We start from the raw sequence: 14,450 nt of genomic DNA, 5'->3' as shown, positions 1-14,450 counted from the left end.
CTTTTAAAGGGTAAAATTTGACGCTATATTTATACAGGACTCCAGAGTAGAGCTGGTAGTGCAACTGGATCAACCAACATTGACATCATTCCACCATCATCTTGGTACAACTGGATTTCTGCAACTGGAACACGCACCCTCTAATTAATACTTTATCTTTAACTGCAAGCAGGTTTCCGAAATATCGGAAAATCGTGCGCTGGTACTGGCCAATAGAAATGGTGAATTGTCTGTAAGATATTATACCAATACAGCTAAAAAAAATGTTGGTTCGGGGGTCTCCTTTTCTAGAAAAATAAAAAGAAATACACATAAATTAATACTAACTCTGGAAGCGAGCTGCGGAAAACATCAAGCAGAACAGTCGATCGCCCGGACGATCGAGGGGCGGACATTGAAGAGTGCTAATTCCTACTGTTGGCTCACTCCCCCCGTGCAAGCCCACCGGGCGGCTTGCTGTGAGAGTCGAGCTCTCTTTGCGATCGAACAACGTCTCCTTAGCTAAGATTACAGCTAATACCACCAATATTCGATCGTGACCTACGAACCCCTGCACCACAAATATCGCCCTCAGACATTTGCCGAATTAGTCGGTCAAGAGGCGATCGCCCAAACCCTCACCAGCGCCATCCTACAAGAGCGCATAGCACCAGCATATCTATTCACCGGCCCCAGAGGCACCGGTAAAACCTCCAGTGCCCGAATTTTCGCCAAATCCCTCAACTGTATTTCTACGGTAGCCCCCACCCCCACACCCTGTGGCAAATGCAACGTTTGCCAAGAAATTGCCCGAGGTTCGACACTAGATGTCATCGAAATTGACGCCGCCAGCAACACCGGAGTAGATAACATTCGGGATTTGATTGAACGAGCTCAATTTTCGCCCGTACAGTGCCGCTATAAAGTATATGTAATCGACGAAGTTCATATGCTCAGTACCCAGGCATTTAATGCCTTATTGAAAACATTAGAAGAACCGCCAGATCGCGTTGTATTCGTCCTCGCCACAACCGACCCACAAAGAGTATTACCAACTATTATTTCTCGTTGCCAAAAGTTCGACTTCCGCCGCATACCACTCGAAGCAATGATTGCTCACTTGCACAAAATTGCCCAATTAGAAAACATCAATATTGCCAGTGATGCAGTACAAATGGTTGCTCAAATCGCCCAAGGAGGTCTGCGAGATGCCGAAAGTTTGCTCGACCAACTGAGCTTATTTCCCGGTCAAGTAACAGTCGAAAAAGTTTGGGATTTAGTCGGTGCGGTTCCCGAAAATGATTTAATGGATTTGCTGCAAGCTATTGATACAGATAACGCTACAGCATTAATAGACATGACTCGTCACCTAATGGATCGCGGTCGGGAACCGCTAATCGTGCTGCAAAGTCTCGCGAGCTTTTACCGAGATTTGCTAATAGCCAAAGCTGCCCCGAAACGGTCAGATTTAGTAGCTTTAACATCGGCCACTTGGGAAAAACTGGGGGATTTTGCCCGCAATTGGGATGCCGAGTTGATTTTGGCCGGTCAGAAACATTTGCAAACCCACGAAGTGCAAATTAAAAACACCACTCAGCCGCGTTTGTGGCTGGAAGTAACGCTGTTGGGATTATTGCCATCAGCAATTAGAACTCAGCAGCAACCAACAGCCGAACCAGCGAAAAATGTTGCTCAACCACCACAAAATTACCCCCCCCAACCAAGGGCGGGCACGGGGGCACCGCCCCTACAATCGGGAGGAAGTCAAACATCTAATATTGAACAATCTTCTGTTCCCAATTCGCAAAATCCTCCGCCGCAGTCGCCGCCTGTGGCTAATCGAATAGAAAACACACCTCCTGCAGCGATTCCTGCACCTGCACCAACTGCGGAAACGAATCAAACAAATTATTCCCCGGCTAATTCAGGCGATGAAATCGATTTAAATCGAGTGTGGGAACAGGTACTTGACCGCGTGCGGCCCCATGGAACTCAATCGCTGCTTCGTCAACATGGACAGCTAGTAATTTTTAGCAATGATACTGCTTATGTTAAGATTAGTTCGCAGCCGTTGCTCAATATGGTTAAAGACAAAGTAGCTAATATTGCAGAAGCTTTTTTGCAAATTTTTAACCGTCGAGTAACAGTAAAGGTGGGCTTGACAAATCCCGCTGAAACTAATAGTTCCCGCACCAAGAATTTGCCAACTTCTAACGGACGTGGTGGCGAAAATGCCAGCAATTCTCATCCTGCGGATGATGCGGGCCAACAGGTGCAGAAGTCGGCGGCTTCTGAGATTACAGATGATTTTTTGGGGAAGGGTAGAGAAGAACAAAAACACCCGCCTGCGACTGAAAATACCGCTGTTAATGTGCCGGCAATTTCCGAATCGCGATCGCCCACAAACGGTTCTACAGACTCTCAAACTGACTTTAACGCTCAGGCTATAGCGGTGCGTGATGACGCGCGAGATGTCGCGAATAGGGCTAGGCAATGGGCTGATATGTTTGACGGGCAAGTAGTCGATTTGTCGGATGACTTGGAGATTTGGGAGTCGGAAACTTTTAGATTGGAATCTGAACCTGATTTTTCCGAGTTATCTTCTGAGTTAGGTGAGGATGATTTTATTGATTGGTAAATGAGAATTGGGCATTGGGCATTGGCTTGATATGATATCAATTTCGGTTGCACTCTTGGAAATGATAGAGGAGACGGCAGTGCCATCTCCCTACAATGTTATTTTGGGTAGGGAGACGGCACTGCCGTCTCCTAATTTCGGCTACTAATAATTTCGATGCAACCGGAAACGATATGATATGTTGTACCATGCTCAAGAACAGGCTTTCCGGCCTGTTCCACAAAGAGTGAATTTTCTTGTGGGGAGTATGGGTTGGGCAGGAGATCCCGCCCTAAAAGACTTATTGACAATGTGAAAACTTTTAAGCCGATTCCGGTTTTGGTAGCGAAGACGGAAGTACCAATAACTCAGCAGTCGATCGCTTCTCGACCATTTCCTTAGTAATCGTACACCGGGCAACATCCTTGCGCGACGGCAACTCGTACATCACATCCAACATCAATTCTTCGACAATTCCCCGCAGCGCCCGTGCTCCAGTTTTGCGGCGGTATGCTTCCTGGGCGATCGCCCGAATCGCCTCTGGCTTAAAGTCCAACTGCACATTATCCATCTTCAGCAGCTTTTGATACTGCTTAACCAAAGCATTTCGGGGTTCCGTCAAAATCGCCATCAGCGTTTCCTCATCCAGCGGTTCTAACACCGCCGCCACCGGCACCCGCCCGATAAACTCAGGAATCATCCCAAACTTCACCAAATCATCCGGTTCCAGTTGCTTGAGTACATCAGCAGCCCGCTTTTCCTTCGGCTGAGCTTCTCCGGGCTGAATAAAGCCCATTGACTTTTTGCCCGTTCTCTGCTCTATCACTTTCTCCAGACCGACAAAAGCACCACCGCAGATAAACATGATATTGCTGGTATCAATTTGGATGCAGTCTTGGTAGGGATGCTTGCGCCCGCCTTGGGGAGGTACATTGGCGATCGTCCCCTCCAGCATTTTCAGCAGCGCCTGCTGCACGCCTTCCCCAGACACATCCCGCGTAATCGAAGGATTTTCGCTCTTGCGGGCTATTTTGTCAATTTCATCAATATAAATAATTCCGCGCTGCGCCTCTTCCACGTCCATATCTGCCACTTGCAGCAGCCGCAGCAAAATATTTTCCACATCTTCCCCGACATAGCCCGCTTCCGTCAGCGTCGTCGCGTCAGCCACCGCAAACGGTACGTCTAGCATATCCGCCAAAGTCTGAGCCAGCAGAGTTTTGCCGCAACCAGTCGGCCCGATTAACAAAATATTCGATTTTTGCAGTTCTACTTCTTCCGGCGGGTGCTTGCCACTATTTTTGGCATGGATAAAGCTCAGGCGCTTGTAGTGGTTGTAAACTGCCACCGAGAGCACCTTTTTCGCCTCATCTTGCCCGATCGCATTTTCGTCGAGATAATTTTTAATTTCCCTCGGCTTGGGAATTTGGCTCAGCGACATACTTTTGCCCGAAGTACCGCGGCGCTTTTGCGTCGTTTCCTGCTTCGGAGCCACCGCCGCTGCGGGCACTGCACTCGAATCAAACAACTCCTCATCTAAAATTTCATTGCACAAGTCAACGCATTCGTCGCAGATATACACCCCGGGCCCTGCGATCAACTTGCGTACTTGCTCTTGAGACTTGCCACAAAACGAACATTTTAGATGGGAGTCGTACTTAGACATAACAGCCTCTTAATTCAGTGCAGTGACATTCTCTCCCGCCGTCGGAAGGTTTTCCTTAGCGATAACTCGATCGACCAAACCGTAATTTTTGGCTTCCTCGGCTGACATAAAAAAGTCGCGCTCTGTATCCGCCTCTAATTTGTCGATCGGTTGACCCGTGTGGTGCGCTAGCAGTTGATTCAGCTTACGCTTATGATAAAGGATTTCTTTGGCTTGAATCTCAATATCAACTGCTTGACCTTGAGCACCTCCAAGCGGCTGGTGAATCATAATCCGGGAACTCGGAAGAGACATCCGCTTACCGTGAGCTCCTGCTGTCAGCAGAAATGCGCCCATACTCGCTGCCAAACCGTAACAAATCGTCACCACATCCGGGCGGATTTGCTGCATTGTGTCATAAATTGCCATGCCGGCCGTCACCGAGCCACCGGGGGAATTAATGTACATTTGGACATCTTTTTCTGGGTCTTCGGCATCTAGATACAATAGCTGAGCCACTATTGAGTCAGCAACTTCGTCGGTTACGGGAGTTCCTAAAAACACAATTCGCTCCCGCAGCAAGCGCGAGTAAATGTCAAAAGCCCGCTCGCCCATCCCCGACTGTTCTAGCACCATCGGCACTACATTGCTGGGGCTGGAACTGACATCAAAATCGTTATAGCTTGTAATTAGGTAATTGGAAGATTGAGATACAACCATAAGACACCAGTCAAGGATTCTAGACAATTTGCTGCTGCTGATGAAAGCTTTAAATTAAGCCGCCAGCTTTTAACTATTATGCCTCTTCTGAACAGATATCGGGGGAATGGGGAATTGGGCATTGGCCAAACAGGGCATAGTCGAGCAAAAATCTTGTGACTATTTAACCCAAATTCAACAGTAGCTCGACATTAAACGTAAAATTCGATCGCACTTCAGATACCCCCGATCCCCGCCCTAGGCACACTCCAAGAGCCAATTAGTGTCCACTTAAGCTTTCAGCCTGCCAAGTCCACCAGTGGGCCCGCTAGTCCGCCAGGGAATCAATTCCACGGGGCTTATAGCTAAAGTCCTCACTATGAGGACTAATGAATTATTCAGTCCTCATAGCGAGGACTTGCGCTTTGAGGCAGGGGTTTAAACCCCTGCCCGACTGCGGGTTTAACGTGTTTGTTGACACGAAGAAGGGCTGGCGTGCGGTGTCCCTACTACTTTGATTCTGCGCCCTATTCTTCGCCTACGACTTCCACTTCAACGCTCGTGGCTGCTTCTGCTGAATCTTCAGCGTCCGATTCTTCTGATTCTTCTGCTGCTGCAGGAGTCAGTGAGCCTTCAGGTACGAGTTCGATTGTTCCTTTTTCTTCCAACCATTTCAGGGTTTTTTGTTTGAGCAAGTCTTCTGCTACAAATTCCTGCAACCTTTGGGGGTCAAAATCTCCTTTGGGAAACTGCTTTCTGATTTTTGCTACTTCTGCTTTTACTTCTGCTGGTTCAACAGATAAGGATTCCAGCTTGGCTACTTCTGCCAGAGCTAAATTCTGCTTGAGGCGCTCGATTGCTTCCGGGCGCGAGCGTTCCCGCATCGGCCCCATATTTTCTTCGGTAAACAGTTGGTTGATATCTATGCCGTAATTTTTCAATTGGAGGGCTTGTTGATTCAACAAATAATCGATTTCGCGATCGACCATTGTTTCGGGAATTTCCACTTCTATTAGCTGCACAAGTGCTGCTGATATAGCTTTTTCCTTATTAGCTGATGTCTGGTTTTCTTGGTCGGCTTTAAACCGAGTTTCCAGCGATTCGCGCAGTTCTGCTAAGGTTTCAAACTCGCTGACTTCTTGGGCGAAGTCGTCGTCCAACTCCGGCAATTCTTTTTCCTTAAGTTCTTTGAGGGTAATCGTAAAGACTGCTGGTTTTCCGGCTAATTCTTCACTGCTATACTCTTCGGGGAACTGTACAGAAACTTCTCTCGTTTCTCCTGGATTCATCCCGATCATGCCTTGGATAAAGCCCGGTACAAACTGATTTTCCGACAATTCTACTTGGAAGTCTTCTGCTTCGCCACCGGGAATTTCTGCGGGAGTTTCGCCTTCTGGTGCTTCCGCAAATCTACCGGAGAAATCAACCAAAGCCGTGTCTCCCAACTGAGCTGGCCGGCCTTCTACGGGGATTAAAGTAGCTTTGTCCGATCGATATTTTGCCAATACCTCATCTACCTGACCCTCATCATACTTAGCTTCTTCTGCTTGAAGCTGCAAACCTGTGTACTGACCCATTTTTACTTCGGGTTGTACATCAACCTTCGCCGAAAAAATCAGAGGCTGTTCTGGATCGAACTTCTCTAGTAATTCTTCAAACTCGGTGCGAAGTTCAAAACTGCCAATTGCCGCAATTTTTTCTTGTTCGAGGGCTTTTTGCAGGGAATCATTAATCAAATTTTCCAAAGCCGTCGCCTTCAAACGACTCTGGCCTAGGCGCTGTAGCAAAACTTGACGGGGAACTTTGCCTTTGCGGAACCCAGGAATACTAACCTCGCGAGCAAATTGTTTAATTACTTGCTCGTAAGCTTGTTTTGACTTTTCTGACGGTACTTCGATTTCCAGACCAATTTGGCTAGCTGGAAGTTTTTCCTGGGTTACTTTCATCGGCTTTTTTGATATTTAACAATAGTGTATTGACACTCCCTGTCCTTTAGGTCAGGGATTCTTAATTCAGCGACTGACCTTAAAATGTTGCGTCCTTTCGGCAATCCTCAAACTTTTTAACCGTAGAAATCCTACCAATTAACGAGCCTGATTCGCAGTCATCCCTCTTGGTCTATCTCCAAAAGCGTACTAGGATATTTACCTAGAGTTCGGGTATGCCCTACCCTACTTAACAAGACTAAATAGTTTGTTTCTCTGGTTAAAGGAACTGTGTTAAGCCCCTAGCTGTTTATAGAGTTTTCGCCGCTCTTTGTCCCCCGGTTTACGCGCCAAAGTGTGTCGTTAACTGTTTTTATGCACTAGGGCGCAGGAGTTTAACCTTGACTACTCTAGAATACTAGAAATTTCCTGACTTTTAGGAAGGGATTTAAGAAATTAAAGCCGTCCTAGAAGGACAGGGTTTTAGACCCAATTTCCTTGATAAAATACATACAAATCTGACTTTGCCTGCATTTTAATTTTGTACGCTTTGACTCGTAACGGCACAACTACAACACCTTTACCGGATGAGACTGTAAGTCATTGCCGGCTACTTTTTTGGCTCTTGCCAAATAGTTTGGGTTTGAGGATACTAGCTTTTGCTGCTAGGAATGTGGAGGTTAAGTCCACTAATTGCCGATGCACCATAGCACATATCGCCCTGTGATGTCAATCTTGCCGGTCTCTGCGGCCAGTCAAAGTCAATGGATGCGCCTGCGAAAATGCAGATATATCGCAAAACTTAACCGGATGCGGATTGGGCGTGGGCGAGCGACAAAAGATGCTAAACTGGCATTGGGTACGATCGCACGGATCGATCGGGAAGTTCGATCGCCCTTTTAGGTTAACTGCACCATTGCTATCCTCTCATGCTCCTGATATCGCATAACATTAATTAAGTTTGATATTGAGAATTGCAGTTATTTAAATTTTTGATTTCGATCCTTTAGACTCTAATTTGTGGAGGAAACTAATTTGTCTCAATCCTATCGAGTTGCCATTTTAGGAGCTACCGGCGCAGTCGGGGCCGAGTTGCTAGAACTCTTGCACAGCCGGACTTTTCCGATTTCTCACTTGAAGCTGCTGGCTTCGGAACGTTCAGCAGGCACTACCTTGCCTTTTGGGGGCGAGATGCTGCAGGTGGAAGCAGTTTCGGCGCGATCTTTTGATAATGTAGATTTGGTGCTCGCCTCTGCCGGCGGCTCTACTTCTAAATTATGGGCTCCGCAAGCTGTGGCAGCCGGGGCAGTGGTAATTGACAATTCTAGCGCTTTCCGCATGGATGCGACGGTACCGCTAGTGGTTCCCGAAGTCAATCCCCAAGCGGCAGCAGCTCACCGAGGTATAATTGCAAATCCCAACTGCACGACTATTTTGATGGCGGTTGCCGTTTGGCCACTTCACAAAGTTAGGCCGATACAGCGCATCGTTGTAGCAACTTACCAGTCTGCCAGCGGGGCGGGGGCCAGGGCAATGGAGGAAATGAAAGCTCAAGCAAGAGCAATTTTGCAGGGAGAAACTCCCAAAACAGATATATTTCCCTACCCGTTAGCATTTAATTTGTTTCCGCACAACACCCCGATTAACGATTTGGGGTATTGTGAAGAAGAAATGAAAATGGTAAACGAAACTCGGAAGATATTTGGTACGGACGAGATTAAAATTACGGCAACTTGTGTGCGGGTTCCCGTACTGCGGGCTCATTCGGAAGCGATTAATCTAGAGTTTGCAGAGCCTTTTAGCGCGATCGAGGCCAGGGAAATCTTAAAGCAGGCAAGCGGGGTTAAGCTGGTAGAAGACTGGCAAGCTAATTATTTCCCGATGCCCGCAGAAGCCAGCGGTAAGGATGACGTGTTAGTCGGCAGGATTCGCCAAGATATTTCTCACCCCTGCGGGTTGGAAATGTGGCTGTCGGGCGATCAAATTCGCAAAGGGGCGGCTTTAAATGCGGTGCAGATAGCTGAGTTGCTGGTAGAAAAAAATTTGTTGCGAAGCCAAGTGGCGGCGGCTTCTAATTAGGGGAAGCCTCGCAACTTGAAAATTGAAATTGGGGATTTTAGATAAACCTTTCATCTGAAATCAAAAATTTAAAATCAAACATCAACAGTCTAAAATCGGAGAAAGTGTGGTAAAGTTTGGACGGGTTCTGACTGCAATGATTACGCCGTTTAAGGAAGACGGCAGCGTTAACTATGCGGTAGCAGAACAATTGGCAGTTCATTTAGCCGATCGCGGTACAGATAGCTTGGTAGTGTGCGGCACTACTGGCGAGTCTCCCACTATGACGTGGGATGAAGAGTACGAATTATTTCAGGTGGTACAAAAGGCGGTGGCCGGTAAGGCGTTGGTAATCGCCGGAGCAGGCTCGAATTCTACTTCAGAAGCAGTCGCAGCTACCCAAAAAGCAGCTAAACTAGGGTTAGACGGTTGTTTGCAGGTGGTTCCTTATTACAACAAACCCCCGCAAGAAGGTTTATATAATCATTTTCGGGCGATCGCGCAATCTGCTCCAGAATTGCCTATAATGTTATATAACATCCCCGGTCGCACTGGTCAGAATATGTTGCCGGAGACGGTGGCTCGATTGGCCCAAATTCCCAACATTGTGGCCGTAAAAGAAGCAAGTGGCAACTTGGATCAAGCAAGTCAAATTCGGTGCTTGACATCCCCTGAATTTGCCATCTATTCTGGAGATGATTCCCTAACTTTGCCAATGTTGGCGGTAGGAGGATCTGGTGTAGTTAGCGTAGCCAGCCATCTGGTAGGAGAACAACTGCAACAGATGATCAAAGCTTTCGAGGCCGGTCAAGTTCAAGTCGCTACCCAGATTCACTTGCAACTTTTTGACCTGTTTAAAGCTCTTTTTCTCACCACAAATCCCATTCCAGTCAAGACAGCTCTCAAGCTTCAAGGCTGGGATGTCGGCTCCACCCGTCCGCCCCTGTGCGATCCGCCCGTTGAGGTAACTCAAAAGTTAAAGGACGTACTGAGTCAGCTAGCAGCAGTATCAGCTAGCTAGACGAGCGAGAACGAGTTTTCAGACAACTGAATATTGGTTGTTATCAGTCATTAGTTCTGAGTTATCAGTCATTAGTAATTAAGTGTTAGTAAGTAGCTAACAGTCAAGCATTAAAGACTGAAGATAGAAGAATGAAGGCCAAAGACAACTGACTGTACGGGAGAGTAAAACCCGCCAGGGATTTTTCCATAAATATTTGGAAAAATATCGCCCTACCAACGAACCGTAGACGAAAGACGAAAGACGACAGACCATAGACCACAGACCAATAACAAAAATAACTAACAAAGGATACGCATGATCAAAAATACAACTGCATCTGCTCTAAAAGTTATTCCCCTCGGCGGGCTGCACGAAATCGGTAAAAACACTTGTGTGTTCGAGTACGGCGACGAAATCATTCTTTTAGATGCCGGTTTAGCGTTCCCGACAGATGGAATGCACGGGGTAAATATTGTCCTTCCCGACATGACTTACCTGCGGGAAAACAGCCACAAAATTAAAGGTATGATCGTGACTCACGGTCACGAAGACCACATAGGTGGTATCCCTTATCACCTCAAACAATTTGAAATTCCAGTCATCTACGGCCCGCGTTTGGCGATGGCTTTGCTAGCCGGAAAACTCGAAGAAGCCGGAGTGTCTCACCGCACTGAATTGAGAACGGTTAGACCCAGGGATACTGTCAGAATTGGCAAGAATTTCTTAGTCGAATACATCCGCAACACTCACTCGATGGCCGACAGTTTTACGGTGGCAATTCACACTCCCGTCGGAATTGTGATCCACACCGGAGACTTTAAAATTGACCACACTCCTGTAGACGGCGAGCATTTTGATTTGCAAAAGCTGGCGGAGTACGGCGAGAGAGGCGTGCTGTGCTTGATCAGCGATTCTACTAACTCGGAAGTTCCCGGTTTTACCGCTTCGGAAAGTTCTGTGGCGCCGAATTTAGACAGAATTATCGCTCAAGCACCGGGACGGATAATGCTGACGACTTTTGCTTCGTCGGTACACCGATTGCAAATTGTTTTGGACTTGGCTAAGAAAAACAATCGGTATGTCGGAGTGGTTGGCCGGTCGATGCTTAACGTCATCGCTCACTGCCGCAATCTTGGCTACATCAAATGCGAAGATAGTATTTTCAAACCGCTGAAAGAAATCCGCAATTTGGCAGAAGACAAGGTGCTGATTTTAACTACAGGTTCCCAAGGCGAACCGATGGCGGCGATGACTCGCATTGCTAACGGCGAACATCACGAACTGAAAATCAGAAAGGGCGATACTGTCATTTTCTCAGCTAATCCGATTCCGGGAAATACGATCGCAGTGGTAAACACGATCGATAAACTGATGATGCTAGGAGCACACGTGGTTTACGGCCGCGACAAAGGCATTCACGTTTCCGGCCACGGTTGTCAAGAAGACCAAAAGTTAATGATTAACATGACTCGTCCCAAGTTCTTCTTGCCGGTTCACGGGGAACACCGGATGCTGATCCAGCACTCCAAGACGGCTCAAAGCATGGGCATTCCCGCTAGCAATATGGTGGTTATTGATAACGGCGATGTCGTAGAATTGACCGAAAATTCGATACGAGTTGCTGGTCAAGTGCCTTCAGGAATTGAATTGGTAGATGCTTCTAGATCGGGCGTTGTCAAAGCTAGCGTCCTCAAGGAACGTCAGCAGTTGGCGGGAGATGGCGTTGTAACTGTAGCGGCGGCTTTGAATTGGGAAGGCAAATTAGTTGCTAAACCAGAAGTCCACTTGAAAGGTGTAGTGACATCAGCCGATCGCGCGGAGGTTATCAAATTAATCACTCAAACCATTGAAACAGTTTTGAGCGATCGTTGGTCAGAATTTGTAAAACCTGCCACTGCTGACTCACAAGTTGATGTTGACTGGGTAGGAGTGCAAACGCAAATAGAAAAAGCAATTCAGCGAGTGATGCGCCGGGAACTGCAAAGCAATCCGCTGTTGGTATTCCTGATGCAAATTCCTGAAGAAGCAGTGCGATCGGAAAAAGCAGCAGTATCTCCAGGTGCCCTGGAAGCACCTAAGCTATTATCCTCGCAATCATCGCCATCATCGCCGTCATCGCCATCATCCCCATCCTTGCCATCTCCTGCCAATCAGGTGACGGGCCGGCGCCGTCCCCGGACTGCTGCAAGGGCAGCTTCCTAGTAGGATAATTCTCGGACGCACTGCGAACAAAGAAAGGAGTTTTAGGTTTGGTAGTTGCGCTTGGGTACCCAAGCGCAACTACCAGCCTAGATATAAGAAATGAGAATTAAATAACTTCCACAAGATTGTGGGATGGCGTCCCGCCCGTCCTTTTTGGACGGGCGGGACGCACATCCCACAATAACAATTAAAATTGTAAGTTATTTAATTCTCATTCCTTACCTAATCCGGGATTTGTAGGATTTTCTCGGTTAAGCTGTGGAGCATTTAAACCAGTAACGAGGCTAGTAGGGTGCGTCAGCTATAACCCTTACGCTGAAACGGAAAACCTTAGATGCTGACGCACCTTACGCAAGCCCTTTAAATGCCGAACAGCTTAGCGAAGGAGTAGTTTTTAAACCGTAAATAAACGCAAGTGAACGCAGATAGATTTAAATAACTATCTGCGTTCACTTGCGTTTATTTGAAAATTAATCAGCCACCAGCAACAGCAGGAACAATGCTGACTTCATCGCCATCTTGGAGGGCTGTATTTGAGCCATCCAAAAAGCGGATGTCTTCGCTGTTGACGTAGAAGTTGAGAAATCGGCGGGGTTCTCCCTTTTCGTCGCACAGGCTTTTTTTGATGCCGGGACAATTGGTTTCCAGCGATTCAATTAATTCGGAAATGTTATCGCCGGCGCATTCGATGGTGGCTTGATTGTTGGTAAATTTTTGCAGGGGGGTTGGAATTAAAACTTTGACGGTCATTTTTTTAGTCCTTAGTCAGTAGTCAGTAGTCAGTAGTCAGTAGTCAGTAGTCAGTAGTCAGTAGTCAGTAGCTTAATAACTAATAACTAATGACTAATGACTGATGACTATTAATCAGTAGTCCTCAGTCAGTAGTCAACAGCTTAATAACTAATAACTAATGACTAATGACTGATGACTAATGACTATTTATTAAACCGAAACTTGTTGCCATTCTAGGCGTTCGAGCGTGCGGGCGCGTTCTAGGGCGCGCTCGAATGCTTCTAGTTTCGGTTCGAGGGTGATGGGTTCGCCGATGTAGCCTTGAACTGCTTCTTGCGTTTTCAAACCGTTGCCGGTGATGTAAACGACTGTGGTTTCATCGGGATTGATTTTACCTGCTTCTACGAGTTTCTTCAAGACTGCGATTGTGGTGCCGCCTGCGGTTTCAGTGAATATGCCTTCAGTTTCTGCTAGCAGTTTCATGCCTTCGATGATTTCGGTGTCGCTGACGGATTCAATGTTGCCGCCTGTTTTGCGGGCGATTTCCAAGGCGTACATACCGTCGGCTGGATTGCCGATCGCGATCGACTTAGCAATTGTATTCGGTTTCACCGGTTTGACGAAATCACGGCCTTCGCGGAAGGCTTGGGCGATGGGGGAACAGCCGTCAGCTTGGGCACCGCTGAATCTGACTTTCTTTTCGTCCACTAAACCGACTTCGATGAATTCATTAAAGCCTTTGTAAATCTTTGTGAACAAAGAGCCGGAGGCGAGGGGAGCGACGATGTGATCGGGCAATTGCCAGCCTAGCTGTTCGGCAACTTCGTAACCGAGGGTTTTTGAGCCTTCGGAATAGTAGGGACGCAAGTTGATATTGACAAATCCCCAGCCATGTGTATTGGCGACTTCGCAACAGAGACGGTTAACTTGATCGTAGTTGCCGTGAACTGCCATGACAGTTGGATTGTAAATCAGAGTGCCGAGGACTTTGCCTGCTTCTAAGTCGGAGGGGATGAAGACTACGCAGTCGAGTCCGGCGTGGGCGGCGATCGCAGCCGTAGAGTTAGCTAAATTGCCGGTGCTGGCACAGGATACCGTTGTGAAACCCAATTCTCTGGCTCTGCTGAGGGCGACTGACACCACTCTGTCTTTAAAGCTGAGAGTGGGCATATTGACGGCATCGTTTTTAATATAAAGATTTTTTAGACCGAGGCGGCGGGCCAAGCGGTGGGATTTTAATAGAGGAGTCATCCCCGTGCCGACATCGATGACGTTATCTGTAGCGACTGGTAAAAATGCGCGGTAGCGCCAGATCGAGTTGGGGCCGGCTTCGATGGTTTGGCGAGTGACGGTGCGGCGGATGGCGTCGTAGTCGTACTTGACTTCAAGCGGGCCAAAACAGCAATCGCAGACGTGCTTGGCTTGGAGTTCGTACTCTTCACCGCATTCTTTACATTTGAGGGCTGTGAAGGTTGCTGCTGTGGATTGTGTTCTGGTGGCCTGGGTCATAGCTCAACTCTCTAGTTTTGCGATGTTTGTTAATTCTTTTCGCAGAATACCACGCTCAAATTAGTGCGTCAACCATACCCG

The 14,450-nt window shown here is 47.5% G+C and carries 11 protein-coding genes; 5 read left to right on the top strand and 6 right to left on the bottom strand.

Annotated elements, in window-relative coordinates; translation table 11 throughout:
- Positions 1 to 322: 322 nt before the first annotated feature.
- Positions 323 to 559 carry a hypothetical protein gene (locus QUB39_RS05570; protein ID WP_333208245.1) on the bottom strand — a complete coding sequence of 79 codons (237 nt, stop codon included), beginning with the start codon at positions 557 to 559 and terminating at the stop codon, positions 323 to 325.
- Here QUB39_RS05570 and QUB39_RS05565 point away from each other — a divergent pair.
- On the top strand, positions 536 to 2,617 hold the full coding sequence (locus QUB39_RS05565) for a DNA polymerase III subunit gamma/tau (RefSeq protein WP_333054757.1): 2,082 nt from the start codon (positions 536 to 538) through the stop codon (positions 2,615 to 2,617). The two genes, QUB39_RS05570 and QUB39_RS05565, sit on opposite strands and share 24 nt — an antisense overlap.
- A gap of 301 nt (positions 2,618 to 2,918) precedes the next feature.
- Here the strand turns inward: QUB39_RS05565 and clpX are convergent, their stop codons facing one another.
- From clpX to tig, 3 genes are all read right to left on the bottom strand, one after another.
- Entirely contained in the window at positions 2,919 to 4,262 is a 1,344-nt protein-coding gene (gene clpX, locus QUB39_RS05560) for an ATP-dependent protease ATP-binding subunit ClpX (protein ID WP_333054758.1), read from the bottom strand.
- Positions 4,263 to 4,271: 9 nt separating this feature from the next.
- Entirely contained in the window at positions 4,272 to 4,961 is a 690-nt protein-coding gene (gene clpP, locus QUB39_RS05555) for an ATP-dependent Clp endopeptidase proteolytic subunit ClpP (RefSeq protein ID WP_333041644.1), read from the bottom strand.
- Between the two features lie 506 nt (positions 4,962 to 5,467).
- Positions 5,468 to 6,886: a trigger factor gene (tig, locus tag QUB39_RS05550; protein ID WP_333054759.1), complete on the bottom strand. Its 1,419-nt coding sequence runs from the start codon at positions 6,884 to 6,886 to the stop codon at positions 5,468 to 5,470.
- A gap of 678 nt (positions 6,887 to 7,564) precedes the next feature.
- On the opposite strand from tig, the gene QUB39_RS05545 reads away from it, so the two are divergent.
- The 4 genes from QUB39_RS05545 to QUB39_RS05530 all read left to right on the top strand — a co-directional run bounded on the left by QUB39_RS05545 (position 7,565) and on the right by QUB39_RS05530 (position 12,128).
- A complete protein-coding gene (locus QUB39_RS05545) occupies positions 7,565 to 7,768 on the top strand; it encodes a hypothetical protein (RefSeq protein ID WP_333208246.1) in 204 nt (67 codons plus the stop codon).
- 132 nt (positions 7,769 to 7,900) lie between these two features.
- Positions 7,901 to 8,944 carry an aspartate-semialdehyde dehydrogenase gene (locus QUB39_RS05540; RefSeq protein ID WP_333054760.1) on the top strand — a complete coding sequence of 348 codons (1,044 nt, stop codon included), beginning with the start codon at positions 7,901 to 7,903 and terminating at the stop codon, positions 8,942 to 8,944.
- Positions 8,945 to 9,050: 106 nt separating this feature from the next.
- Complete coding sequence (dapA, locus tag QUB39_RS05535) at positions 9,051 to 9,944, top strand: 4-hydroxy-tetrahydrodipicolinate synthase (RefSeq protein ID WP_333054761.1); 894 nt, start codon at positions 9,051 to 9,053, stop codon at positions 9,942 to 9,944.
- A gap of 297 nt (positions 9,945 to 10,241) precedes the next feature.
- Complete coding sequence (locus QUB39_RS05530; protein WP_333054762.1) at positions 10,242 to 12,128, top strand: ribonuclease J; 1,887 nt, start codon at positions 10,242 to 10,244, stop codon at positions 12,126 to 12,128.
- 474 nt (positions 12,129 to 12,602) lie between these two features.
- Here the strand turns inward: QUB39_RS05530 and QUB39_RS05525 are convergent, their stop codons facing one another.
- Both QUB39_RS05525 and thrC read right to left on the bottom strand, forming a co-directional pair.
- Positions 12,603 to 12,878 (bottom strand): MoaD/ThiS family protein, encoded by a 276-nt coding sequence (locus QUB39_RS05525; protein ID WP_333054763.1) that lies wholly within the window; start codon positions 12,876 to 12,878, stop codon positions 12,603 to 12,605.
- A 192-nt stretch (positions 12,879 to 13,070) separates the two neighbouring features.
- Entirely contained in the window at positions 13,071 to 14,369 is a 1,299-nt protein-coding gene (gene thrC / locus QUB39_RS05520; RefSeq protein ID WP_333054764.1) for a threonine synthase, read from the bottom strand.
- Positions 14,370 to 14,450 lie beyond the last annotated feature (81 nt).

Origin of the sequence: Microcoleus sp. AT8-B5, from assembly GCF_036705565.1 — a bacterium.
In the GTDB taxonomy this organism is placed as follows: domain Bacteria; phylum Cyanobacteriota; class Cyanobacteriia; order Cyanobacteriales; family Microcoleaceae; genus Microcoleus.
The sequence above is the reverse complement of the archived record's forward strand: the minus strand, read 5'-3'. Positions and strand labels throughout refer to the sequence as shown.

Excerpts from the sequence above, each read along its gene's own strand:
- QUB39_RS05530 (WP_333054762.1), top strand. The coding sequence starts at position 10,242 with ATGATCAAAAATACAACTGCATCTGCTCTAAAAGTTATTCCCCTCGGC.
- thrC (WP_333054764.1), bottom strand. The coding sequence starts at position 14,369 with ATGACCCAGGCCACCAGAACACAATCCACAGCAGCAACCTTCACAGCC.
- QUB39_RS05525 (WP_333054763.1), bottom strand. The coding sequence starts at position 12,878 with ATGACCGTCAAAGTTTTAATTCCAACCCCCCTGCAAAAATTTACCAAC.
- QUB39_RS05545 (WP_333208246.1), top strand. The coding sequence starts at position 7,565 with ATGCACCATAGCACATATCGCCCTGTGATGTCAATCTTGCCGGTCTCT.
- tig (WP_333054759.1), bottom strand. The coding sequence starts at position 6,886 with ATGAAAGTAACCCAGGAAAAACTTCCAGCTAGCCAAATTGGTCTGGAA.
- clpP (WP_333041644.1), bottom strand. The coding sequence starts at position 4,961 with ATGGTTGTATCTCAATCTTCCAATTACCTAATTACAAGCTATAACGAT.
- clpX (WP_333054758.1), bottom strand. The coding sequence starts at position 4,262 with ATGTCTAAGTACGACTCCCATCTAAAATGTTCGTTTTGTGGCAAGTCT.